We start from the raw sequence: 23,892 nt of genomic DNA on the forward strand, positions 1-23,892 counted from the left end.
CGGAGCCGATCTACGATGCAAGCTCGAAGCTTTAGGAGCGACTGGACTTCCCGCACCTCCTCCGATGATCAGTCGGAAGACATGACACCTGTTTAGGGGCGTCACGTCCAGATACAAGGAGCGGCTTTAGCCGCGACGCGTTACCGGTAAGGCATCGCGGCTAAAGCCGCTCCTACGGCAAAAGAGACGCTGCCCGGCTCCGCCATCCGCACAAAGAAAAAGCCGCGCATCCGCGCGGCTTTTTTGTTCGCAGGAGGAGTGTTTCAGGACCAGGAAATCACGCTTCTACGATTCCCCATTCCCGAATCCCCACTCCCGGCCCCACTCAGGGCCGACGCGCCAGCGCCTCCACATCCTTGGCCTTCGGCAGCAGGTCCTGCTTGGTGACCTGGAACGGCCCGATCGACAGCAGCGGCACCGCCACGATCACCGAGGAGACCACCACGATCACCGCACCGATCATGTGGGTCAGCGCCAGGCCTTCCATCGACTCGCCGCCGTACAGGTACAGCGCCAGCGCCGACAGGAAGAACATCACCGCGGTGATCACCGTACGCGACAGGGTCTGGTTGATCGAGCGGTTCAGCACCTCGATCGGTTCCACGCGCAGGCTGCGGAAGTTCTCGCGCACGCGGTCGAACACCACGATGATGTCGTTGATCGCAAAGCCCATCACCGACAGCAGGCCGGCCAGCACGGTCAGGTCGAACTCGCGGCCGGTGACCGACACGTAGGCCACCGTCACCAGCAGGTCGAACAGCGCGGTCAGGCTGGCCACCACCGCGAACTTCCACTCGAACCGGAACGCGATGTAGATCAGGAAGCCGACCAGCATGAACACCGTGGCGTAGACGCCATTCAAGGCCAGGTCCTTGCCGACCTGCGGGCCGACGAACTCGCCCGGCTTGACCGTGGCCGGGTTCTGCGCGGTGCTCACCGCCTTGCGCACCTGCTCGGCGAGGTTCTTGGTGATGTCCTCGTTGTTGTGCTCGCCCTGCGGCTGCAGGCGGATCACCACCTCGTTGCCGCTGCCGACGTTCTGCACCTGCGCGTTCTCGAAGCCGGCCTTGGCCAGCTGCTCGCGCACCTGGTCCACGTCGACCGGCTTCTGGAAGCTGGTCTGCACCAGCGCGCCGCCGGTGAACTCCAGCGCGTAGTTGAAGCCCTTGGCGAAGATCACCGCGAACGAGGCCAGCGCCAGCAGCAGCATCAGCACCAGGGTCGGGTGCCGCCAGCGCATGAAGTCGATCTTGGTGTCGTTGGGGATCAGGTGAAGCGGGAAGATTTTCATTAGAGACCGCTCTGCGTTTTTTTGGACCCCGCGCCTGCCGGCGCGGGGACGTGCGGAAGGTGGCGTGCGTGGCTCAGATGGCCACGGACTTGATCTTCTTGCGACGGCCGTAGATCAGCACCGCCAGCGCGCGCGACACGGTGATCGCGGTGAACATCGAGGCGAAGATGCCGATGATCATGGTCAGCGCGAAGCCCTTCAGCGGGCCGGTACCGAACGCGTACAGCGCCACGCCGACGATCAGGCCGGTCAGGTTGGCGTCGAGGATGGTGCCGCCGGCCTTCTCGTAACCGGCCGCGATCGCCGACTTGGGCGGCACGCCCAGGCGCAGCTCTTCGCGGATACGCTCGTTGATCAGCACGTTGGCGTCCACCGACAGACCCACCGACAGCGCCAGGCCGGCGAAGCCGGGCAAGGTCATGGTCGCGCCGAACAGCGACATCACCGAGACCACGATCAGCAGGTTCATCAGCAGCGCGACCGAGGTGATCAGGCCGAACATGCGGTAGTACACGCTGAAGAACACCAGGGTGAACAGGAAGGCGTAGACCACGGCGGTGACGCCGCGCTCCACGTTTTCCGCGCCCAGGCTGGGGCCGATCACGTATTCCTCGACGAAGTCCATCGGCGCGGCCAGCGAACCGGCGCGCAGCAGCTTGGCCAGGTTCTCGGCCTCGGTCTTCTCCAGGCCGGTGGTCTGGAAATTCTTGCCGAACACGCCGGCGATCCGGGTCGGCGCCAGCGCCTCCTCGTTGACCCGCACGCTGCGCACTTCCTTGCCGTCGACCATGGTCACGGTGGGGATGCGCTCGATGTAGACCACCGACATCAGCTTGCCGGTATTGGCGCTGGTGTAGTCGAACATGCGCTGGCCGGCGGCGTTGTTGAGCGTCACCGCCACGGCCGGCATGCCGTTCTGGTCGGTGCTGACGGTGGCGTTGACCATCTGGTCGCCGGACACCAGCACGCGCTTGCTCAGCAGCACCGGGGCGCCGCTGTCGCGCAAGCGGTAGACCTTGGCGTCGGGCGGGATGTTGCCGCTGCGCACCGCATCCTCGGCATTGCCGTCGACCACGCCGCGGAACTCCAGCGTGGCGGTGGCGCCGATCATGCGCTTGGCTTCGGCGGTGTCCTGCACGCCCGGCAGCTCGACCACGATGCGGTCGTCGCCCTGGCGCTGGATGATCGGTTCGGCCACGCCCAACTGGTTGACGCGGTTGCGCAGCGTGGTCAGGTTCTGCTCGATGGCGCCGGCGGCGATCTGCTTCAGCTCCGCCTCCGGCACGGTGACCGTGATGGTCTGCCCGGACACCGCGTAGCTCAGGGTCGGCTGCGCCTTGGCGATGGCGGCGCGCGCGGCGGCGGCGTCGACGCCCTCGCCCAGGCTGACCTGGATGCTGTTGTCCGGACGGCGATCGACCGAGCGGTAGGCCAGGCGGGCGTCACGCAAGGTGGTGCGGATGTCCTCGGCGAAGGCGTCCAGGCGCTTTTCCAGCGCCGCCTTCTGGTCCACCTGCAGGGCGAAGTGCACGCCGCCGACCAGGTCCAGACCCAGCACCATCGGCTTGCCGCCCAGCCGCGACAGCCAGTCCGGCACCGTCGAGGCCAGGTTCAGCGCCACCGTGTAGTTCTCGCCCACCTGCTGGCGCAGCACGTCGTTGGCACGGGTCTGCGCCTGCAGGTTCGGCAGGCGCACCATCAGGCTGTCGCCTTCCTTGTCGACCCGCTTCGGGGTGATCCCGGCCGTCTTCAGGTCGGCGAGGACCCGCTCGCGCAGGACGTCGTCGATCTTGCCGCCGCGGCTGGCGGTGATCTGGACCGACGGATCCTTCTGGTACACGTTGGGCAGCGCGTACAACGCGCTCAACGCCAGCACGATCAGGATGAGGACATACTTCCAGCGCGGAAACTCAAGCATTGCGGGACCCCGCACGACGCCACGCCGGCGTCGCGCCTAGCAGTAGGAGAAATGGATCAGGCGGACTTCAGCGTGCCCTTCGGCAGGACATTGCCGACGGCGCCCTTCTGCACGCGGATGCGCACGTTGTCGGCCACTTCGATGGTGATGAAGTTGTCGCCGATGTCGGTGACCACGCCGGCCACGCCGCCGGAGGTGATGACCTCGTCGCCACGGCCGAGCTTGTCCAGCATCGACTTGTGTTCCTTCTGGCGCTTCATCTGCGGCCGAATCATCACGAAATACATCACCGCGATCAGGATGATGGGCAGCAGGAACATCTGCAGGCCGCCACCGGCCGGGGCGGTGCCGCCGGCGGTCTGCGCCTGGGCGACGGGAATCAGGAAATCGAGCGGATTCATCGGGTACGTCCTATGGTTTGGGCAGCCCGACGCCCTGGGGCACGGACCGCTGGTTTGCCTTGCGGCAGCAAGCAGCCGCCGATTATGCCACGATCTTCCCCCAACCCCCGGAACGGCCGCAGCGCGCTTTTCCTTCTCCCTTCGGCACCTTCCCCCTTCTCGGGGGAAGGTGCCGCGCAGGGGCGGATGAGGGTACGGGCGCAGCCTCGTGTCATTTCGACCGCACGAGGCTTCGCCCGACCCTCACCCCAACCCCTCTCCCGGGGGGAGAGGGGCTTATCCGTGCTCCGTTGGGAGTGGGGTGGCTTCCACCCCGCGGGCCGCATAGAAGGACCGCCGGAACTGGGCAAAGGTTCCCGCGGCGATCGCCGCGCGCATGTCGGCCATCAGCTTCTGGTAGTACCAGAGGTTGTGCAGGGTGCCCAGCATCGGCGCCAGCATCTCGTTGCAGCGGTCCAGGTGGCGCAGGTAGGCGCGGGTGTAGCCGCTGCTGCAGGCATGGCAGCCGCAGCCCGGCTCGATCGGGTCCAGATCGCGCTCGTAGCGGGCGTTGCGGATGCGCACCGTGCCGAAGGAGGTGAAATAGTGGCCGTTGCGCGCATTGCGGGTCGGCATCACGCAGTCGAACATGTCCACGCCGCGGGCCACGCCTTCGACCAGGTCCTCCGGGCGCCCAACGCCCATCAGGTAGCGCGGGCGGTCGCCCGGCAGGCGCGGATGCAGGTGCTCGAGCATGGCGTTGCGCTCGTGCTCCGGCTCGCCCACCGCCAGCCCGCCGATCGCATAGCCGTCGAAACCGATCGCCTGCAGCCCCTCGATCGAGCGGGTGCGCAGGTCCGCATGCACGCCGCCCTGGACGATGCCGAACAGCGCCGCGTCGTTGCCAAGCGCGTCGTGCGCGTCGCGCGAGCGCTGCGCCCAGCGCAGGCTCAGTTCCATCGAGCGCCGCGCCACGTCCTCGGTGGCCGGGTATGGGGTGCACTCGTCGAAGATCATCACGATGTCCGAATCGAGCACCCGCTGGATCTGCATGCTCTCTTCGGGCCCCAGGAACACCCTGGCGCCGTCGGTCGGCGAGGCGAAGGTGACGCCCTGCTCGCTGATCTTGCGCCGGTGCGCCAGCGAGAACACCTGGAAGCCGCCGGAATCGGTCAGGATCGGCCCGTCCCAGCGGGCGAAGCCGTGCAGGCCGCCGTGGTCGCCGATCACGTCCAGGCCCGGGCGCAGGTACAGGTGGAAGGTGTTGCCGAGGATGATCTGCGCGCCCAGCGCCTTGATCTGCTCGGGCAGCACGCCCTTGACCGAGCCGTAGGTGCCCACCGGCATGAACGCGGGAGTCTCGACCGTTCCGCGCGGGAAGGTCAGGCGGCCGCGGCGCGCGGCGCCGTCGGTGGTGTGGAGCTCGAACTGCAATCGGGACATGGTCTGGCGCATCTCGGTAAGCCGCGCATTGTCGCATTGCCGGGCCGTCGGCGCCGAACCGCCTGGCAGTGCGCCGCCCAGCGGAAGCACCACGGTCGGCTGGTCGCATCCGCATCGGGCACGCACAGCGCAGGCGCCGCCCAGGACCATGCCGGGGCGCGTAGCCGGCGCCGCCCTGCCCCGACGGCGCGACACCGATGTCGCGCCGTCGCCAGCCATCCTGGATGGCGAGCCGCGTCAGTCCGACGCGACGAAGCCGCCGGTCTGGCGCGCCCACAGCCGCGCGTACAGGCCGCCGCGGGCCACAAGTTCGGCGTGGGTGCCGGTCTCGACGATGGCGCCGCGGTCCATCACCACCAGCCGGTCCATCCGCGCGATGGTGGAGAGCCGGTGGGCGATCGCGATCACCGTCTTGCCGGCCATCAGCTCGTCCAGGCTGTCCTGGATCGCCGCTTCCACTTCCGAATCCAGCGCCGAGGTCGCCTCGTCCAGGATCAGGATGGGCGCGTCCTTGAGCAGCACGCGGGCGATGGCGATGCGCTGGCGCTGGCCGCCGGACAACTTGACCCCGCGCTCACCGACCTGCGCGTCGTAGCCGCGCTGGCCCTCGCCGTCCAGCAGTTGCTCGATGAACTCGCCGGCGCGCGCCTTGGCCACCGCCGCACGCAGCTGCGCCTCGCTGGCGTCGGGGCGGCCGTACAGCAGGTTGTCGCGGATCGAGCGATGCAGCAGCGAGGTGTCCTGGGTGACCAGGCCGATCTGCTGGCGCAGGCTCTCCTGGGTGACGCCGGCGATGTCCTGCCCGTCGATCAGGATACGGCCCTGCTCCAGGTCGTACAGCCGCAGCAGCACGTTGACCAGGGTCGACTTGCCGGCGCCCGACGGCCCGACCAGGCCGATCTTCTCGCCCGCACGCACCTGCAGGTCGAGCCCGGCGATGACCCCGCCGCGCTTGCCGTAGTGAAAATGGATGTGCTCGAAGCGCACCTCGCCGCGCTGCACCTGCAGCGGTACGGCATCGGCGCGATCCTGCACCTGCGCCGGCTGCGCGATGGTCTCCATGCCGTCCTGCACTGCACCGATGTCCTCAAACAGGCCGTTGACCGTCCACATGATCCAGCCGGACATGTTGTGGATGCGGATCACCAGGCCGGTGGCCACGGTGATCGCGCCCACGCTGATCTGGCCGCGGTTCCACAGCCACAGCGCCAGGCCGCAGGTCCCGACGATCAGGAAGCCGTTGGCGATGGCGATGGCGGTATCCATCGCCGTGGTCATGCGGGTCTGCCGGCGATGCTTGACCGCCAGTTCGTCGATCGCCTCGCGCACGTAGCCCTGCTCACGACCGGCGTGCGAGAACAGCTTGAGCGTGGCGATGTTGGTGTAGCCGTCGACGATGCGACCCATCGCCTTGGAGCGCGCGTCCGAGGCGATCCAGGCGCGCTGCTTCATCCGCGGCACGAAGTAGACCATCAACCCCACGTAGACCAGCAGCCACGCGATCAGCGGCACCATCAGCCACGGGTCGGCCTGGGCGAACAGCCACAGCGCGCTGGTCGTGTAGACCAGGATGTACCACAGCGCATCGACCATCTGCACCGCCGACTCGCGCAGCGAGGTGCCGGTCTGCATCACCCGGTTGGCGATGCGCCCGGCGAAGTCGTTCTGGAAGAAGCCCAGGCTCTGCCGCACCACGTAGTTGTGCATCAGCCAGCGCGCGCGGTTGCTCAGGCCGGGCACGATCGCCTGGTTCACCAGCAGGTTGTGCAGGCCGACGAAGAACGGCCGCGCCACCAGCACGATCAGCGCCATCCACAGCAGCTCGCCGGCGTGGCGCTGGAAGAAGTCCGGCCCCGGCTGCTCGGCGACCATGTCGACGATGCGCCCGAGGAAATCGAACATCGCCACTTCCACCAGCGCCAGCAGCAACCCCGCCACCACCGTGGCCAGCAGCAGCGGCCACAACGGGCGCAGGTAGTGCAGATAGAAGCGCACCACCCCGCGCGGCGGCATCTGCGTCTCGATCTTCGGGAAGACCTCGATCAGGGACTCGAACCAGCGGAACATCGCCACGCCATGCTGAAAAAGGGGCGCCAGGGTAGCGTATCGGGCGTCACGTTCTGTGACGCCGGGAATGGGGATTCGGGATTGGGGATTCGAGGTGAAGCCGAGATTGGGGATTCGGGATTGGGGAATCGCAAGAGCGGCATCCCGCGCGCATGGCGCCTATCGCTTTCTGTTGTAGGAGCGGCTTCAGCCGCGACCAGGCGTTACCGATAACGCCTGGTCGCGGCTGACGCCGCTCCTACGAATCCCGAATCCCCACTCCCGAATCCCGGCCTCACTCCGGCGTCAGCACCAGATCCTGGAAATCGAAGCTGAAATCGGTCAGCGGCGAGATCGCCTGCATGCGCGCCTCGCGCACCTTGCCGTCGGGCGTCAGCGCGAAATTGACGAAGGCGTCGGCGTTGAGGGAGCGGTCGCGCCAGCGCACGATGAAGGTGTCGTGCTGCCAGTGCTCCAGGGTGCCGACCAGCTGCGCGGTCTTGCTGAACTGCAGTTCCAGGCGCTTGCCCTGCTGGCGCACCACCACGTCGCCGTACCACGGGTCGCGGTAGGTGCCGGCGTAGCCGGACAGCGGCAGCGACGGCGTCGACTTGGCGTCGCGCGCGGCCACGTGCTTGGCCCAGTCCTCGTCGGCGTTGGCGTCGGCCTTGGCCACGGCCTTGGCGTAGGCACCGGTCCAGTCGGTCGCCGGCGCGCCCAGGTAGGCGTCCAGCACGCGCAGGGTGATCGCGTTGAAGGCGGCGCCCACCTCCTGGTTGGTCAGCACGATCACGCCCAGCTTGCGCTCCGGTACCAGGGTCAACCGCGAGACCATGCCCGGCCAGCCGCCGGTGTGCCAGACCAGCTTGGCGCCACGGTAGTCGCTCAGGCTCCAGCCCTCGCCGTAGCCGGCGAAGTTGGGCTTGGCCGGAAGCAGTTCCGGCACGCTCGGCTCGGACACCGCGATCGGCGTGATCATCTGCCACATCTCCTGCTGGCGCTGGGCGCTGAACAGCTGATGCGGCTGACCATCGGCGGACGGCAGGCGCCCGCCGTCGAGCTGCACCTGCATCCACTTGGCCATGTCGTGCACATTGGCGTAGATGCCGCCGGCGCCGGAATTGTTGGACCAGGTCAGCGGCGCCACCGTGCGCAGCTCGCGGAAATCGAACTTGGCGTGGCCGACCGCGGCCTCGTCGCCCGGCTGCAGATGGTCGCTGTTGATGCGCGCGCCGGCCATGCCCACCGGCACGAAGATGCGCTGGCGCACGAACTCGGCATAGCTCTGCCCGGACACCTGCTCGATCAGCTTCTGCGCCACCGCGTACAGGATGTTGTCGTAGGCGTAGCGGTCGCGAAAACCGCCCTTCAGCGGCACGTGCGCCAGGCGCCGCACCACCTCCGCGTTGCTGTAGCTGGTGGTCGGCCAGAACAGCAGGTCGCCCGCACCCAGGCTCAGGCCACTGCGATGGCTGAGCAGGTCGCGCACGCGCATCTCGCGGGTGACGTAGGCGTCGGACATCTGGAACCACGGCAGGTGGTCCACCACCCGGTCCTCGAGCTTGAGCTTGCCTTCGTCGGCCAGGATCGACAGCGCCGCGGAGGTGAAGGCCTTGGTATTGGAGGCGATGGCGAACAGTGTCTGCGCGTCCACCGGTTCCGGCTTGCCGAGTTCGCGCACGCCGTAGCCACGCTCCAGCACCACCTTCCCGTCCTTGACGATGGCGATGGCGATGCCCGGCACGTCGAACTGCTTGCGCACGCGCTCCACCTGGGCATCCAGGTCCTGCAAGGCCGGCGGCAACGCGGCCGGGGCCGGTGCAGGGGCCGCGTCGGGGGCCGGCGCCTGCGCCTGCACGGTGTCGCTCACCGCCAACAACAGGCCGCAGCCCATCGAGATGCTCTTCAACTGCGTCGCTCCTGAGAAGGGAAACCAAGGCCGCACGCAGCCGCGCGCGTCGAGGGCGAGTGTAGAGCCTGCCGGGCCGTTTGCGGCGGAGCCACGCTGCGCTGCGTCGACGCCGCGCAGTTCCGGGTGCCGTCCAGACGGGCGCCGACACCTGCCGCCGACGTCGATCCCGCACGCAGCGGCCAGCGGAGCCTGGCGGCCATTCCCGCTTCCACGCTTGCATGCCGCACGCCGCACGCCATCGCGTAGGCGACGAACACGCTGCACAGGCGCGCGCCGCGCACCGCCTGGCGACGCCACGAGGCCGTTGGCGCCCGCGACGACACCCCGCAACGCCGCGCTGCGGCACAATCGCTCCCCGCCTGCCGCCGGACACGCCCGCATGAACGACCTCTTCGACTCCGCCCCGGCCGCGCCGGACGGCATCCGCGTCGGCATCGGCGGCTGGACCTACGCGCCGTGGCGCGGCGGCATGTTCTATCCGCAGGGCCTGGTGCAACGCCGCGAGCTGGAATACGCCAGCCGCCACGTCACCAGCATCGAGATCAACGGGACCTACTACGGTGCGCAGAAGCCGGACACCTATGCGCGCTGGCGCGACGAAACGCCGCCGGGTTTCCTGTTCTCGGCCAAGGCGCCCAAGCGCATCACCGCGCTGCGGCGGCTGGCCGGCGCCGGCACGCAGATCGAGGATTTCGTCGGCGGCATCGCCAGCCTCGGCGACCGCCTCGGTCCGCTGCTGTGGCAGTTCGAGCACGGCCATCGCCTGGACCTGGACGACCTGGCCGCGTTCCTGGACCTGCTGCCGCGCAAGGCCGACGGACACCGGCTGCGCCACGTGCTGGAAGTGCGCGATCCCGATTGTGTCGGCCCGGAACTGCTGCAACTGACCCGCCGGCACGGCGTGGCCACGGTGTTCACCGATTCCCCCGAGTTCCCCTCCTTCGCCGACCTGGGCGCCGACTTCGTCTATGCGCGGCTGATGCGCAGCCGCGCCGACCTCGCCCATGGCTACACCGCCAAGGAACTGCAGGCCTGGGCCGCGCACGCGCAGGCCTGGCGCCGCGGCGAGGATCCGCAGGCGCTGCCGCATGCCGACACGAGCTTGGCCAAACCCACGCCGCGTGAGGTGTTCGTCTACTTCATCAGCGCTGCCAAGGAACGCAATCCTGCGGCGGCGATGGCCTTGCTGAAGATCCTCGGGTCTGCCGCACAGGCGTGACGCGCTGTGCCGCACGCACGCGACGTGCGGCACAGCGCAAGCGCGACCGCCGACGCCACGGGCGCAAGATGGCTGAACCGGGCCTCGACCGCGCGCACCCGGCGACACCTGGCGGTCGCCGCGCTGCGGTACAAAAGCGCCCGTCCGGCGCCGTCGCCGGGCCGCGGCCACGCGCCGCACCTCCACACACGGAGCCCATCGATGCGGATCAAGCGCACGCTCGAACGTCTTCCCGGCGGCATGATGCTGGCGCCGCTGCTGCTCGGCGCGCTCTGCCACACCCTGTGGCCGCAGGCCGGCGCCTGGTTCGGCTCGTTCACCCAGGGCCTGATCGGTGGGCTGGTGCCGATCCTGGCGGTGTGGTGTTTCTGCCTGGGCGCCTCGATCCGGCTGCGCAGCGGCGGCCGCGTGCTGCGCGCCTCCGGCGTGCTGGTGCTGACCAAGATCGCGGTGGCATGGCTGACCGCGGTGCTCGCCGCGCGGCTGTTGCCTCCGGGCGGCATCGTTGCTGGCGTGTGGAGCGGCATGTCGGCATTGGCACTGGTCGCGGCGATGGACATGACCAACGCCGGTCTGTTCGCCGCGCTCATGCAGCAGTACGGCGGCCGCGGCGAGGCCGGGGCGATGGCGCTGATGTCGCTGGAATCCGGACCGCTGGTGACCATGCTGATCCTGGGCAGCGCCGGCGTTGCCAGCTTCGAACCGCGGCTGCTGCTGGGCGCGGTGTTGCCGCTGCTGGCGGGTTTTGCGCTCGGCAACCTGGACCCGGCGCTGCGCGCCCTGTTCGCGCGGGCGGTGCCGGCGCTGATCCCGTTCTTCGCCTTCGCCCTGGGCAACACCCTGGACCTGCGCATGGTCGCCCACGCCGGCGTGGCCGGCGTCGCGCTGGGCCTGCTGGTGATCGTGGCGACCGGGATCCCGCTGTTGCTGGCCGACCGCTGGCTGGCCGGCGGCAACGGCAGCGCCGGCCTCGCCGCCTCCAGCACCGCAGGCGCGGCGGTGGCCACGCCCGCACTGGTGGCGACGGTGGCGCCGCAGTTCCAGGCCACCGCGCCGGCCGCGACCGCGCTGGTGGCGACCTCGGTGGTGGTGACGGCATTGCTGGTGCCGCCGCTCACCGCCGCCTACGCGCGCAGGATGGCGCGGACCGCGTCGCCGTCCGCAGCGGACGGCTGATCCGTAACCCGATCCGCGACCGTCGCGCCGCGCTTTGCGCGACAATACGCGGATGCCGATGCACCCCACCACCAAAGCCCAGCTGCAAATCCATTTCTGCGTCCTGCTGTGGGGAATCACCGCGATTCTCGGCAAGCTGATCACCCTGCCCGCGCTGCCGCTGGTGTGGTGGCGCATGCTGATGGTGGTGGCGGCGCTGGCCCTGCTGCCGCGGGTGTGGCGCAGCCTGGCCGCACTGACGCCGAAACTGGCGCTGGGCTACGCCGTGGTCGGCGCCCTGGTCGGCCTGCACTGGCTGACCTTCTACGGCGCGATCAAGCTGGCCAACGCCTCGGTCGCAGCGACCTGCATCGCGCTGGCGCCGGTGTTCACCGCGGTGATCGAACCGTGGGTGGCGAAGCGGCCGTTCCGCCCCAGCGAACTGGCCTTCGGCCTGGCGGTGCTGCCGGGTGTGGCCCTGGTGGTCGGCGGCGGCCCGCACGGGATGCGCGCCGGCGTGGCGATCGGTGCGGTGTCGGCGCTGCTGGTGGCGGCCTTCGGCTCGCTCAACAAGCGCCTGGTCGACCATGCCGATCCGCTGACCGTGACCGCGCTGGAACTGGGCGCCGGCACCCTGACTCTGACCGCACTGGCGCCGTTGCTGCCCTTCGTGCTGCCAGCGTTGAGCGGGCCCTTGCTGGTGCTGCCCAGCCTGCACGACACCGCGCTGCTGCTGGCGCTGGCGCTGCTGTGCACGCTGCTGCCGTTCGCCCTGGCCCTGGTCGCGCTGCGCCGGCTCAGCGCCTACGCAGTGCAACTGGTCACCAACCTGGAACCGGTCTACGCGATCGTGTTCGCGATCGTGCTGCTGGACGAGCAGCGCCAGCTCACCGGGCTGTTCTACCTCGGCGTGGCGGTGATCCTGGGCGCGGTGTTCCTGCATCCGCTGCTGACCCGCACCCGCACGGTGCGGCACCCGGAGCTGCTGGCGACCTGCGAGGCGAAGAACGTGATGGAGTGAGCGCTGGCGCGCTCACTCCGGGATTGGAGATTGGGGAGTCGGGATTGGCCCGGCCCTGCGCATGTGCGGCATGGCCGCAGGCCCAATGCGATGGGCTCGGCATGTTCGGGGAGGCGCGGTACTTCTAGCCCCTCTCCCCCCGGGAGAGGGGTTGGGGTGAGGGTACGGCGCGAAAGCGTCTACGCACTCTGCGTTCGCGAGACGACGCGCCTCCCCCCTGCGGGGTACTTTTTCCCGTGGAAGAAGGAGGAGCCTGAGCATCGTCCCGCAATGAAGTGACGCGCCTACGCCGCCAGCGACACGCAATCGCGGCCGGCGCGCTTGGCCTCGTACAGGGCCTGGTCGGCACGCTTGAGCAGGTCCTCGGCGCTCTCGCGGCCCTGCAGCGCGGCCACGCCGATGCTGGCAGTGAGCGGCACGCCGAGCTGCAGCAGGCTGGTGTCCTGGCGCAAGCGTTCGCAGGCGTGCACCGCCCGCGCCGCATCCAGGCCCGGCAGCAGCAACGCGAACTCCTCGCCGCCGTAGCGCGCCACCACGCTGTCCGGCGGCATCCGCGTGCGCAGCATCTCGGCCAGCGCCAACAACACCTCGTCGCCCTTGTCGTGGCCGTGCAGGTCGTTGACGCTCTTGAAATAATCCAGGTCCAGGATCGCCACGCTGAGCGGCGCGGCGCTCAGTTGCGCCGCCTCGGCATGGATCATCAGCGACGTGGCGAAGGCACGGCGATTGAGCAAGCCGGTCAGCGGATCGGTGCGCGCCTGCTCCAGCAGTTCGGCGTTGAGCGATTCCAACGCGTCCTGGTACTGCAGCAACTGCTGCTCGTACCACGCGCGTTCGCGCAGTTGCAGCGCCAGCGCGTGACTGCTGCGGCGCAGCTCGATCAACTGCATCACCTGCCGCGACAGCGCCTGCAACGCTTCCAACTGCGCCGGCTCCAGGGTGCGCGGACGGTTGTCGAGCACGCAGACCGTGCCGACCGCCAGGCCGTCGCGGGTCAGCAACGGCGCGCCGGCGTAGAACCGCACTCCACCCTCGGTGACCAGCGGATTCTGCTGGAAGCGCGCATCGGCAGTGGCATCGGCGACCACCATGACCTGCTCCGGGGTCAGGATGGTGTGGCCGCAGAACGACTCGTCGCGCGCGTCGCTCAACAGGCACACGTTGCGCTGCGCCTTCAGCCATTGGCGCTCGTCGTCCACCAGCGAGATCAGCGCCGAGGGCGCGTTGCACAGCTTGGCGGCGATGTCGACCAAATCGTCGTAGGACGTTTCCGGTTCGGTATCGAGGATCTGCAATGCGTGCAGCGCCTGCAGGCGCGCGGCTTCGTTGTCGGGCTTGCGGGGCTTGATCACGGGATACCCGGCGGCGGCGATGGTTCGCGTTGCGCAGTATGGCCAAATCCGCGGCGGACGCCAGCCCAGGCGGACGCACCGCCGGCGCAGGCTGGCCGCGTGGCGGCGGCCGGCCACCGACACTGCGACGTGGTTACCACTCCTGACGCTGCGGCAGCAGGCCGTGCAGTTCCTGCTCGGTAAGATTGCGCCACTGGCCCGGCTTCAGCGCGCCGAGCTTGATGTTGTCGATCCGCACGCGGCGCAACTGGGTGACGCGGTAGTCGAACGCGGCCGCCATCAGCCGGATCTGTCGGTTGAGCCCCTGCTCCAGCACGATGCGGAAGCCGAACTTGGCGATCCGCGCGGTGCGGCACGGCAGCGTCATCTGGTCGTGCACACGCACGCCGCGCGCCATGCCGCGCAGGAATTCGTCGGTGACCGGCTTGTTCACCGCCACCAGGTATTCCTTCTGGTGGCGGTTCTCGGCGCGCAGGATCTCGTTGACGATGTCGCCGTTGCTGGTCATCAGGATCAGCCCCTCGGACTCCTTGTCCAGGCGCCCGATCGGGAAGATGCGCTGCTCGTGGCCGACGAAGTCGACGATGTTGCCCTTGACCGCGCTCTCGGTGGTGCAGGTCACCCCGACCGGCTTGTTCAGCGCGATGTAGACGTGGCGGCGGCCGCTCTTGGCCTTGGCGCGCGCGCGCAACGGCTGCCCGTCGACCTTGACCTCGTCACCCTCGCCCACCACCGACCCGACCCCGCCCGGCATGCCGTTGACGGTGACCCGGCGCGCAGCGATCAGCCGATCGGCCTCGCGGCGCGAGCAAAAACCGGTCTCGGCGATGTGCTTGTTGAGGCGGACTGGCATGGGCTGGGATTCGGGATTGGGAATTGGGGATTCGTCAAAGCAGGGTCGCGTGTCGTGCGGGAACACAGGAAGTCGGACAGCGGCGCGAAAGACTGGAACGAACGTAGCCGTTTGCCGCACGCCTGAGCCATAGCACGTGACTGCCTAGTCCACGGCATCGCAGGGAAAAATCAGAATCGGGGAACGCGCTTGCGAATCCCCAATCCCGACTCCCCAATCCCAGCCTCTCACCGCTTCGGCGGACCCTTGCGCGGCGGGCGGTCGGCGGCGAAGCGGCCGGCCGGGCGCGGGCCTGCGGCGTTGGGCTTGCCGCCGGGCTTGCCGGTGCGGGCGAACTTCGGCTTGAACGGCGCGCCGCCGGCATCGTCGCCCTCGAGCTTGCGCATCTGCAGTTGCTGGCCGGACACCCAGACCTTCTTCAGATGCGTCAGCAGTTCGCGCGGCATGTCCGCCGGCAGGTCCAGCACCGAGTGGTCGTCATGGATGTCGATGCGACCGATGTACTTGCTCTCCAGCCCGGCTTCGTTGGCGATCGCACCGACGATGTTGGCCGGCTTGACCCCGTGCTGGTGGCCGACCTCGATGCGGTAGGTCTCCATGCCCACTTCCGGCGCGCCGCGCGGTGCTTTCGGCGCCTTGTCGCGGCGCGGTGCCTCGAAGCTGCCGACGTCGCGGTGGTAATCGAAATCCTCGCCACGCGCGGCCGGGGCCGGACGCGCCGGACGCTCGCCGTCGTCGCGACGCGGCGCACGCGGCTCGCGCTCGAACTTCGGCTCGAAGCGGGGGCGCTCCGGGCGCTCGCCACGTTCGCCACGTTCGGGCCGCTCGCGGCGCTCGAAGCGTTCGCCCTGCGGCGGACGCGGACGGTCCGGAGCCAGCAACAGCGGCGTGTCGCCCTGCAGCAGGCGCGCCAGCGCCGCGGCCACTTCCACCATCGGCACGTTCTTCTCGGCCTCGAACTTCTGCAGCAGATCGCGGTACATGTCGATGCCGCCGCTGGCGATGGTCTCGCTGATCTTCTCCATGAAGCGGGTCACGCGCTGGTCGTTGACCGCGTCGACGCTGGGCAGCTGCATCTCCTCGATCGGCTGCCGGGTGGCACGCTCGATCGCGCGCAGCATGCCGCGCTCGCGCGGGCTGACGAACAGGATCGCCTCGCCGCTGCGCCCGGCACGGCCGGTGCGGCCGATGCGGTGCACGTAGCTTTCGGTGTCGTAGGGGATGTCGTAGTTCAGCACGTGGCTGATCCGCTCCACGTCCAGGCCGCGCGCGGCCACGTCGGTGGCGACCAGGACGTCGAGCTTGCCGTCCTTGAGCTGCTGGATCACCCGCTCGCGCTGCGCCTGCTGGATGTCGCCGTTGATCGCCGCCGCGGCCAGGCCGCGCGCCTGCAGCTTCTGCGCCAGCTCGTCGGTACCGGCCTTGGTGCGGGCGAAGATGATCATCGCGTCGAACGGCTCGACCTCCAGGATCCGGGTCAGCGCGTCGAGCTTGTGCAGCCCGCTCACCGCCCAGTAGCGCTGGCGGATGTTGGCCGAGGTGGTGGTCTTGGAGGCGATGATCACCTCGGCCGGATCGTTCAGATAGGTCTGGGCGATGCGCTTGATCGCCGGCGGCATGGTCGCCGAGAACAGCGCCACCTGGCGCGATTCCGGCAGCTTCTTCAGCACCGCCTCGACATCGTCGATGAAGCCCATGCGCAGCATCTCGTCGGCTTCGTCCAGGACCAGCGTCTTCAGCTCGGACAGGTCCAGGGTGCCGCGGTCGAGGTGATCGATGACGCGCCCGGGGGTGCCCACCACCACGTGCACGCCGCGCTTGAGCGCCGACAGCTGCTGAACGTAGGGCTGGCCGCCGTACACCGGCAGCACCTGGAAGCCGGGGATCGCGGCGGCGTAGCGATGGAACGCCTCGGCCACCTGGATCGCCAGTTCGCGCGTGGGCGCCAGCACCAGCGCCTGCGGCTTGCGCTGGGCGAAATCCAGCCGCGACAGGATCGGCAGCGCGAAGGCGGCGGTCTTGCCGGTGCCGGTCTGCGCCTGGCCGAGCAGATCGCGGCCGGTCAGAAGCGCCGGGATGGTGGCGGCCTGGATCGGCGACGGCGACTCGTAGCCGACGTCGGCGACCGCCTTCATCACAGCAGGGGAGAGGCCGAGATCTGCGAACAGCAGCGGCGCGGGGGTATCTTGGGACATGGGAGACTCCGGGGGCGCCGCAGAGAACCGGCAGGCGCAAAGAAGCCCCTATTGTGCGCCCTGCCGGGCCGCATGTCGAAACCAGGTGAACGGCACCGTTCAGGCGTGACCCGCTCCGCACTGCCGGCCGCCAGCCATCGCGGCCGCCTCCAGCAGGCGCGGCGCCGCAGGCCGCGGCAACGGCGACAGCGGCAACCGCAAACATGGCGGGCGTTTTGCCCGTGAATGACCGACAATGGGCGCCGATTTCCGAGCAAGCCCCAATGCAGACCATCGATCTCCAGCTAGAAAGCGACTATGTGGAACTCAAGCACCTGTTGAAACTGACCGGCCTGTGCGACAGCGGCGGTGCGGCCAAGGCCGTGATCAGCGAAGGCCAGGAGCGCGTGGACGGGGAGGTCGAACTGCGCAAGGCCTGCAAGGTGCGCGCGGGCCAGGTGGTGCAGCTGGGCGACGTACAGGTGCAGGTGCTCGGCAAGGTATGACCGCCATCGGCGCGCCCGGCCTGCCCCTCGCCGGCCGGCGCTGCCGGATACCACGGGTCGCCGGGCGATGCTGATCACGCTCGGCATCCGCAACATCGCGCCGTCCGCGGAGGATCCGCGCCACGACGTGTACATCGCGCAGCTCGATCCCGACGCAGCGCGGCCGTTCTGCCTGGGGCAGTCCATCCGCGGCGGGCATGCCGAGCGCGGCGGCTCCATCCACCTGGCGCTGGACGAACTGGAGGCCTGGCCTGGCGACTGGCGCCAGCACCTGCGCCACGCCGGCTGCGCCTGGGCCATCGCCCCGATCGAAGCGGCGCTGCGCTCCGGCGAACTGCAGAGCGCCCTCGACGCGCTGGTCGCCGGTGCGGAACAGCGGCGCGGCGACGCCAGTTAGCCGCCGCTGAGATCGGGAGTCGGGATTCGGGATTGAAGATTCGCCACAGCGCCGCCCAGTGTGTATCGCGTCCCCGCGTAGGAGCGGCTTCAGCCGCGACAGGCGCCACCGGTAACGCCCATCGCGGCTGAAGCCGCTCCTACGACAAACGGAAGCGCTTCAAATCCCTCCTGGCGAAAGCCAAGCCGCGCAGAGCATCGATAGACACGCATGCATCGGCACGACCGCCCCTCAGCGCGCCACGGCCGCAACGCGCTGGGTCAGATGTGCAGCGATGGCACGCTTGAACGGCGCGACCCGGTCGGCCACGCGTAGCGCGGCGCTGCGCAGGGCACGGGCCGGCAGGCGGTCGTCGGTGTACAACGCGGCGATCGCGTTGGTCGCCTCGTACAGCGGCCGCGTGGCCAAGCGGTGGCCGCGCTGGTAGGCGGCCAGCAGGTCGGGCGCGGCAATATCGCCGCCACGCGCCACCGCCGCGTGCAGCGCGCGCGCCAGCCGTGCCTGGCTTTGCAGGCCGAAGTTGAACCCATGTGCGGTCACCGGATGCATGCCCACCGCGGCGTCGCCGATCAAGGCATAGCGCTCGGCGACGAAGCGCTGCGCATAGACGGCCACCAGCGGATAGGCCTGCGGCCGCACCAGCGGCGTCATCGCGCCCAGGCGATGCTCGAAGCAGGCACTGATCTCCGCCCCCAGCTCTGCCTCGTCCATCTGCAGCAGTGCCTGCGCGCGCTCCGGCGGCAGGGTCAGCACCGCCGAGGCCTCGCTGCCGTGCAGCGGCAGCAAGGCCATGGTGCGGCCGTAGCCGAACCACTCCCAGGCGGTCTGATGGTGCGGGCGCTCGTGGCGCACCCGGCACACCAGCATGGTGCGGCCGAAATCGCGCAGCTGTGCGCCAATCCCGCTCATGCGCCGGGTGCTGGAGAAGCGGCTGTCGGCCGCCACCACCAGGCGCGCGGCCACGTTGCGCCCGTCGGAGAGCTGCACCTGCGCCTGGCGCGCGTCGCGGCGCAGTGCCTGCACCGAGACACCGTCGAGCAGGGTCAGACCAGGCTGGTCCTGCACCGCGGCGAACGCGGCGCGGCGGATCAGGTGATTGGGCACCAGCCAGCCGAGGTCGCCACGGCCGCCCTCGCCCGCGGCGAAGGTCAGCGCGAACGGCGAGGAACCGTTCATCACCCGCGCATCGCGCAGCGGCGCGATCGCCTGCGGGTCGATCCGCACCCACAGGCCCAACTGTTCCAGCAATGCCCGCGAGGCATGGGTCAGCGCGATCTCGCGGCCGTCGAAGGCGGCCTCGGCCAGCGCCACGCACGGCTGCGGCTCGATCAGCGCCAGCGACAGGCCGCTGCCGGCCAGCGCGCGGGCGAAGCACAGGCCGGCAGGGCCGGCCCCGACGATGGCGATATCCACTTGCATGCGGCGACTCCGTGATCGGACCCGGCCAGCATACGACCGCTGCGCGCCGCGTCCTTGATCTGGATCAGCGCTGCGACGATCGGTCGCAGCCTGCCATGCTCAGAACAACGCCCACACCAGTTGCAGGATCGCCCACAGCGACACCACCCATACCAGGCTGCGCACGTACGGCACGCCCGCCGCGTACAGCGGCACGTAGGCCACCCGCGCCCACAGGTAGATCTGCGCCGACAGCGCGGTGTGCGCATCGCCCTTGCCCAGCGCCGCCACCGCCACCGCCGCGGCGGCGAAGAACGGGAAGGTCTCCAGGAAGTTGCGCAGCGCGCGGTCCAGGCGCCCGGCCACGCCAGCCGGCGGCGGTTGCGGCGCATCGCGCGCGCTGGCGTTCCATTTCACCCCGCGCTGCGCGGTGACGAAGGCGGAGGCGAGCAGCAGTTGCGCGATCCCGAGCAGGATCGCCCAGGCCAGCATGCGGATTTCGACGGGCATCGGAGCCTCTAAGGGAAAGGGAAGACGGCGCGCAGCATGCCGCTCAGTCGGGCAGGCCGACGTGATAGCCGACCAGGCGCCAGGTCTTGTCCTCGTCCAGCCGCAACGACACCAGTTCGCGCACCGGCTGCGGCGCATTGGCGAAGCGGCTGGGGAAGCTGATGTTGACGTAGGTGCCCGGGGGCACCTGCGAGCCGGCGGCGTACTGCACCCGCGCCACGCTGGCGACGCCGCGGCCGAGCAGCGCACCCAGCCGCGCGCGCGCGGCATCGATTTCGCGCACGAACACGGCGCGGGTCACCGCCTTCTTCGCCACCACCGAGACGCCGTCCCACAACTCGCCGGTGCGCCCCGCATCGACCAGTTGCGCGGCGCGCAGGCCGGCCTGCGCCATCTGCGCGTCCTGCTTGGCCAGCGGTCCGGGCGCGGGTGCGGCAGCGCCGGCATGGCGCGGCACCGGTTTCGGGGCCGCCGCGGGAGTGGCAGCAGGTGCGGCGGGTGCCGCTGGCGGAGCAGCAGGCGGCGCAGGTGCAGCCGACGGCGTCGGCGCCGCGGTTTGCGCAGCGGCGGCACCGGAAACGAGAGTCAGCAGGACAACAGCCAGACGAAACGGGACGGAGATGGACAAGGACATCGCTCGGCAGCGGCGGTGGCAAGGTCCGCAGTCTACGCCGCGCTCGCGCGCCAGCGCAGCGCCTACGGCGTCTCCTCCCCAGGCGCCGCGACGGCGGCGGCCGGCGCGGCGTAACGCTGGCGGTGCCAGGCACGCCAACTCACCCACAACGCCCAGGCGGTGGCCGCCAGCAGGCCGAACAGGCTGAGCAGCGAGCCGATCCGCGCCAGCCAGGGCGCGTGCAGGCCGTTGGCGAGGTGCAGCAGCACTTCGGCGATCACGAAGCCGCCCAACGCCAGCAACGCCGGGGGCAGATACAGCCGCAGCATCAAGCGGGTTCCGGCGGCCATGCGCGTGCTCCGGGATGGGATGCGGCGACGCTAGCCCCGCGTCCATGCCCGCCACGTGAATGGGTGGCACGCGCCGCAGCGGCCGTTCAGGCGCCGGGGGAAGCCAGCGGCAGCGTCGCCACGTCGATCTCCGACAGCGGGCTTTCCATCGGGCAGGCCTGGTCCGGGAATCCGAAGCGCTGCTTCAGCGCCTGGCCGCAGGCAGTCAGGCTTTCCAGATCCACGTCCTTGCGGGTCTTGCACTCCTGGTCGAAGGCGACCAGGAACGCATCCTTGCGCCGCACGAAATCGTCGCCGCACTTGCGCAACTGCTTGATCCGCTCCAGATCGTCCTGCACCGCGTTGGTGCCGTCGAGCCCGTACTGCTTGAGCTCGTCGCTAGTGAGCAGGCGCAGGCTGCGGTTGGGCACGGTCATCATCAGGTCGGCCACCGCCACCGCCACGCCGTTGCGCTCCAGGTAATCCTTGACGTTGCCGTAGACCTCCTGCAGCTCGCGGTTGAGTTCGGCGCGCGAGGTCGCGGTGGAACTGATCCGCATCATCCGGTGGATGCCGACCTTGCCGGAGATCAGCCGGTTGTCGCCGGCGGCCAGCACGAACACGCAGGCGCTGTGGCAGACCGAGCCCTCGCGCACCCACACGGTCCAGCCGGATTCGCCGATCGCATCGCCGGCGCGGATCGCCGCCTCGACCTGGCCGCCGCTGGAATCCAGGTCGAGCACGCGCTTGCCGATACCGGTCTGTTTAGCCACCTCGGCCAGCCGCCGCACCATGTCGGCGAAGCCGGCGTTGATCTTGCCGACATAGCGCACCCGCATCAGTCCACGCTCGCGGCACGGCGCCAGCGCCGCTTCCACGGCGGGCCGATCCAGCCCGGCCAATGGCTGGCCGTCGCCGGCTTCGGCGGCATAGTCGGTGTCGCAACTGACGAAGGCCTCGCCGTTCTCCAGGGTGGCCTCGTCCCAGGCCTGCGGGTCGCGCTTGGGCGTGGCCGCATGCGGCGGCGGTGGCGGCGGCGCGCCGATCGAGACCATGTGCTCGCCATCGGCGGACGGGCTGTCGGCGACGGTCCGCGGTGCCGACGCCGGCTGCTGCCCGCAGGCCAACAGGCCCAGGCAACACAGCGACAACCAGCAGAGTCTGAACGGAGCGGCCAAACGAAGGATCCATGGACGATACGAAAGACAGGCGCCAGGCACCTGCGGACCTAGTCTAGTGCCGCCGCGCGGAACCTCCCCAACTGCGCCTAAACCGCGGACGCCGCGGCCACGCGGCAGCGGCGGCATTGCTGTCCGAAAACGGCCAGTGCGCCGCGCCGAGGCCGACTAGACTGGCGCCATGCCTGCCCTCGCCGCCACCGACCACGCCCTCTACGACCGCGCCCGCCAATCCCGCGACGCGCGCTTCGACGGCGTGTTCTTCACCGCAGTGCGCAGCACCGGCATCTACTGCCGGCCGGTGTGCCCGGCACCGCCGCCCAAGCGCAGCAACGTGCGCTACTACCCCAGCGCGGCCGCGGCCGCGGCGGCCGGCTACCGGCCGTGCCTGCGCTGCCGGCCCGAACTGTCGCCGGAGGCGCAGCAGCACCTGGGCGAAGAGGTCGTGCGGCGGGCCCTGGCGCTGATCGCCGAGGGCGCGCTGCAGGACGCCAGCGTCGCCGCGCTGGCTGCCGAACTGGGCATCAGCGCGCGGCAGCTGCAGCGCCTGTTCGTGGCCCAGCTCGGCGCCACCCCGGCGGCGGTGCACGCGACCCGGCGCCTGTTGCTGGCCAAGCAGTTGCTCACCGAGACCGCGTTGCCGATCACCCAGGTGGCGCTGGCGGCCGGCTTCAACAGCCTGCGCCGCTTCAACGCCGCCTTCCTGGACGGCTGCGGCATGCCGCCATCGGCGATCCGCAAGCAGCGCGCCGAGAGCCCCGGCGGCGACCTGGTGCTGCGCCTGGGCTACCGGCCGCCGCTGGACTTCCCGGCGATGCTGGCGTTCCTGCGCAAGCGCGCGATCCCCGGCATCGAACGCATCGGCGAGGCCAGCTACGAGCGCGTGCTCGGCCCGTGCGAGGCCTCCACCCGCATCCGCGTCGAGGCCGATCCGCAGCGCCACGAGCTGCGCCTGCACATCGCCGCAGCCGATCCGCGCGCCATTCCCGACATCGTGCGCCGGGTGCGCCGCGTGTTCGATCTGGATGCCGACCTGCGCGCTGTGCATGCCACGCTCGGCGAGGATCCGCTGCTGGCGCGGGCCATCGCCCGGCGCCCCGGATTGCGCGTGCCGGGCGGCTGGGACGGCTTCGAAGTGGCGGTGCGCGCGGTGCTCGGCCAGCAGGTCAGCGTCGCCGGTGCCGCGACCCTGGCCGCGCGCCTGGTCGACCGGCATGGCGCCACGCGGCCCGGCCAGCCGCCGGGGCTGGATCGCGCGTTCCCGACGCCGCAGGCGCTGCGCGACGCACCGCTGGAAGCCATCGGCCTGCCGCGCTCGCGAGCCGCGACGATCCGTGCGCTGGCGCAGGCGGTGCTGGACGGCCGCCTGTCCTTCCGGGCCGGCCAGCGCCTGGACGATTTCGTCGCCCACGCCATCAGCTTGCCCGGCATCGGCGCCTGGACCGCGCAGTACATCGCGCTGCGCGCGCTCGGCCAGCCCGACGCCTTCCCCGCCGGCGACCTGGTGCTGCAGCGCATGCTCGGTGCGGACGGTGCGCGCCTGAGCGAACGCGCCACCGAGGCACGCGCGCAGGCCTGGCGGCCCTGGCGCGCCTACGCGGTGCTGCACCTGTGGCACCTGGCCAACGATCCTCCCGAGGAGACCTTTGCATGACCGCGTCCCCGCTGTACTACGACCGCTTCAACACGCCGATCGGCGCCCTGACCGTCGCCGTCGGCAACGATGGCGTGCGCCACATCCTGTTCCCGGAGAACCGCTACGACGCGCGCGGCCGCGCCGACTGGATCCACGACCCAGCGCCGGTGCGCGAGGCCCGCGAGCAATTGCTGGCCTATTTCGCCGGCGAGCGCGAACGCTTCGACCTGCCGCTGGCCCCGCACGGCACGGATTTCCAGCGCCGCGTGTGGCTCGCGCTTGCCGAGATTCCGTTCGGTGCGACCTGGAGCTACGCGCAGCTGGCACAGCATCTCGGCCAGCCGCGTGCGGTGCGTGCGGTCGGCGCCGCCAACGGCCGCAACCCGCTGCCGATCGTGCTGCCCTGCCATCGGGTGATCGGCGCCAACGGCGCGCTCACCGGCTTCGGCGGCGGCCTGCCGACCAAGGCCGCGCTGCTGGCGCTGGAACGGCGCGAGGGCGGCGACGCAACCGCCGGCACGATGGCCTCGCTGTTCGGCTGATCCCCGCGCCCTGCAGCGA

The 23,892-nt window shown here is 70.0% G+C and carries 21 protein-coding genes; 7 read left to right on the top strand and 14 right to left on the bottom strand.

All coding sequences use genetic code 11. The features are described 5' to 3' along the window. Positions 1 to 325: 325 nt before the first annotated feature. From secF to ACP93_RS11015, 6 genes are all read right to left on the bottom strand, one after another. Positions 326 to 1,291 (bottom strand): protein translocase subunit SecF, encoded by a 966-nt coding sequence (secF, locus tag ACP93_RS10990; RefSeq protein ID WP_048490734.1) that lies wholly within the window; start codon positions 1,289 to 1,291, stop codon positions 326 to 328. 73 nt (positions 1,292 to 1,364) lie between these two features. Then, positions 1,365 to 3,209: a protein translocase subunit SecD gene (gene secD / locus ACP93_RS10995; protein WP_048490735.1), complete on the bottom strand. Its 1,845-nt coding sequence runs from the start codon at positions 3,207 to 3,209 to the stop codon at positions 1,365 to 1,367. 56 nt (positions 3,210 to 3,265) lie between these two features. Further along, the gene (yajC, locus tag ACP93_RS11000) at positions 3,266 to 3,610 is read right to left on the bottom strand and encodes a preprotein translocase subunit YajC (protein WP_010343515.1); all 345 of its coding nucleotides are present in this window, start codon (positions 3,608 to 3,610) and stop codon (positions 3,266 to 3,268) included. Positions 3,611 to 3,886: 276 nt separating this feature from the next. Beyond that, the gene (gene tgt / locus ACP93_RS11005; RefSeq protein ID WP_048490804.1) at positions 3,887 to 5,032 is read right to left on the bottom strand and encodes a tRNA guanosine(34) transglycosylase Tgt; all 1,146 of its coding nucleotides are present in this window, start codon (positions 5,030 to 5,032) and stop codon (positions 3,887 to 3,889) included. Between the two features lie 237 nt (positions 5,033 to 5,269). After that, the gene (locus ACP93_RS11010; RefSeq protein WP_048490736.1) at positions 5,270 to 7,099 is read right to left on the bottom strand and encodes an ABC transporter ATP-binding protein; all 1,830 of its coding nucleotides are present in this window, start codon (positions 7,097 to 7,099) and stop codon (positions 5,270 to 5,272) included. A gap of 274 nt (positions 7,100 to 7,373) precedes the next feature. Continuing rightward, positions 7,374 to 8,987 carry a serine hydrolase gene (locus ACP93_RS11015; protein WP_048490737.1) on the bottom strand — a complete coding sequence of 538 codons (1,614 nt, stop codon included), beginning with the start codon at positions 8,985 to 8,987 and terminating at the stop codon, positions 7,374 to 7,376. Between the two features lie 382 nt (positions 8,988 to 9,369). Between ACP93_RS11015 and ACP93_RS11020 the strand changes: the two genes are divergently transcribed. From ACP93_RS11020 to ACP93_RS11030, 3 genes are all read left to right on the top strand, one after another. Further along, positions 9,370 to 10,209 carry a DUF72 domain-containing protein gene (locus ACP93_RS11020; RefSeq protein ID WP_048490738.1) on the top strand — a complete coding sequence of 280 codons (840 nt, stop codon included), beginning with the start codon at positions 9,370 to 9,372 and terminating at the stop codon, positions 10,207 to 10,209. 201 nt (positions 10,210 to 10,410) lie between these two features. Continuing rightward, on the top strand, positions 10,411 to 11,385 hold the full coding sequence (locus tag ACP93_RS11025) for a 2-keto-3-deoxygluconate permease (RefSeq protein ID WP_048490739.1): 975 nt from the start codon (positions 10,411 to 10,413) through the stop codon (positions 11,383 to 11,385). Positions 11,386 to 11,437: 52 nt separating this feature from the next. Then, positions 11,438 to 12,385 carry a DMT family transporter gene (locus ACP93_RS11030; RefSeq protein WP_048490740.1) on the top strand — a complete coding sequence of 316 codons (948 nt, stop codon included), beginning with the start codon at positions 11,438 to 11,440 and terminating at the stop codon, positions 12,383 to 12,385. A gap of 284 nt (positions 12,386 to 12,669) precedes the next feature. Here ACP93_RS11030 and ACP93_RS11035 read toward each other — a convergent pair whose 3' ends face one another. The 3 genes from ACP93_RS11035 to ACP93_RS11045 form a co-directional block, all read right to left on the bottom strand. Beyond that, positions 12,670 to 13,737: a GGDEF domain-containing protein gene (locus ACP93_RS11035; protein WP_048490741.1), complete on the bottom strand. Its 1,068-nt coding sequence runs from the start codon at positions 13,735 to 13,737 to the stop codon at positions 12,670 to 12,672. A gap of 133 nt (positions 13,738 to 13,870) precedes the next feature. Beyond that, entirely contained in the window at positions 13,871 to 14,590 is a 720-nt protein-coding gene (locus ACP93_RS11040; RefSeq protein WP_048490742.1) for a pseudouridine synthase, read from the bottom strand. Between the two features lie 227 nt (positions 14,591 to 14,817). Continuing rightward, on the bottom strand, positions 14,818 to 16,785 hold the full coding sequence (locus ACP93_RS11045; protein WP_048490743.1) for a DEAD/DEAH box helicase: 1,968 nt from the start codon (positions 16,783 to 16,785) through the stop codon (positions 14,818 to 14,820). A 263-nt stretch (positions 16,786 to 17,048) separates the two neighbouring features. Between ACP93_RS11045 and ACP93_RS11050 the strand changes: the two genes are divergently transcribed. Both ACP93_RS11050 and ACP93_RS11055 read left to right on the top strand, forming a co-directional pair. Continuing rightward, the gene (locus ACP93_RS11050) at positions 17,049 to 17,270 is read left to right on the top strand and encodes an RNA-binding S4 domain-containing protein (protein ID WP_048490744.1); all 222 of its coding nucleotides are present in this window, start codon (positions 17,049 to 17,051) and stop codon (positions 17,268 to 17,270) included. Positions 17,271 to 17,337: 67 nt separating this feature from the next. After that, complete coding sequence (locus ACP93_RS11055; protein ID WP_048490745.1) at positions 17,338 to 17,667, top strand: hypothetical protein; 330 nt, start codon at positions 17,338 to 17,340, stop codon at positions 17,665 to 17,667. A gap of 231 nt (positions 17,668 to 17,898) precedes the next feature. Here ACP93_RS11055 and ubiM read toward each other — a convergent pair whose 3' ends face one another. From ubiM to ACP93_RS11080, 5 genes are all read right to left on the bottom strand, one after another. Next, entirely contained in the window at positions 17,899 to 19,086 is a 1,188-nt protein-coding gene (gene ubiM / locus ACP93_RS11060) for a 5-demethoxyubiquinol-8 5-hydroxylase UbiM (protein WP_048490746.1), read from the bottom strand. Positions 19,087 to 19,185: 99 nt separating this feature from the next. After that, positions 19,186 to 19,575: an MAPEG family protein gene (locus ACP93_RS11065; protein ID WP_048490747.1), complete on the bottom strand. Its 390-nt coding sequence runs from the start codon at positions 19,573 to 19,575 to the stop codon at positions 19,186 to 19,188. A 43-nt stretch (positions 19,576 to 19,618) separates the two neighbouring features. Then, positions 19,619 to 20,209 carry a DUF4019 domain-containing protein gene (locus ACP93_RS11070; protein WP_048490748.1) on the bottom strand — a complete coding sequence of 197 codons (591 nt, stop codon included), beginning with the start codon at positions 20,207 to 20,209 and terminating at the stop codon, positions 19,619 to 19,621. A gap of 62 nt (positions 20,210 to 20,271) precedes the next feature. After that, positions 20,272 to 20,538 carry a hypothetical protein gene (locus tag ACP93_RS11075; RefSeq protein ID WP_048490749.1) on the bottom strand — a complete coding sequence of 89 codons (267 nt, stop codon included), beginning with the start codon at positions 20,536 to 20,538 and terminating at the stop codon, positions 20,272 to 20,274. 86 nt (positions 20,539 to 20,624) lie between these two features. Beyond that, the gene (locus tag ACP93_RS11080; RefSeq protein ID WP_228136016.1) at positions 20,625 to 21,653 is read right to left on the bottom strand and encodes a COG3904 family protein; all 1,029 of its coding nucleotides are present in this window, start codon (positions 21,651 to 21,653) and stop codon (positions 20,625 to 20,627) included. Positions 21,654 to 21,876: 223 nt separating this feature from the next. Between ACP93_RS11080 and ACP93_RS11085 the strand changes: the two genes are divergently transcribed. Then, a complete protein-coding gene (locus ACP93_RS11085) occupies positions 21,877 to 23,349 on the top strand; it encodes a DNA-3-methyladenine glycosylase 2 family protein (protein ID WP_048490751.1) in 1,473 nt (490 codons plus the stop codon). Further along, the gene (locus ACP93_RS11090) at positions 23,346 to 23,873 is read left to right on the top strand and encodes a methylated-DNA--[protein]-cysteine S-methyltransferase (RefSeq protein WP_048490752.1); all 528 of its coding nucleotides are present in this window, start codon (positions 23,346 to 23,348) and stop codon (positions 23,871 to 23,873) included. The genes ACP93_RS11085 and ACP93_RS11090 overlap by 4 nt, the downstream gene beginning before the upstream one ends. Positions 23,874 to 23,892 lie beyond the last annotated feature (19 nt).

Origin of the sequence: Xanthomonas sp. NCPPB 1128 (assembly GCF_001043115.1) — a bacterium.
GTDB lineage: Bacteria > Pseudomonadota > Gammaproteobacteria > Xanthomonadales > Xanthomonadaceae > Xanthomonas_A.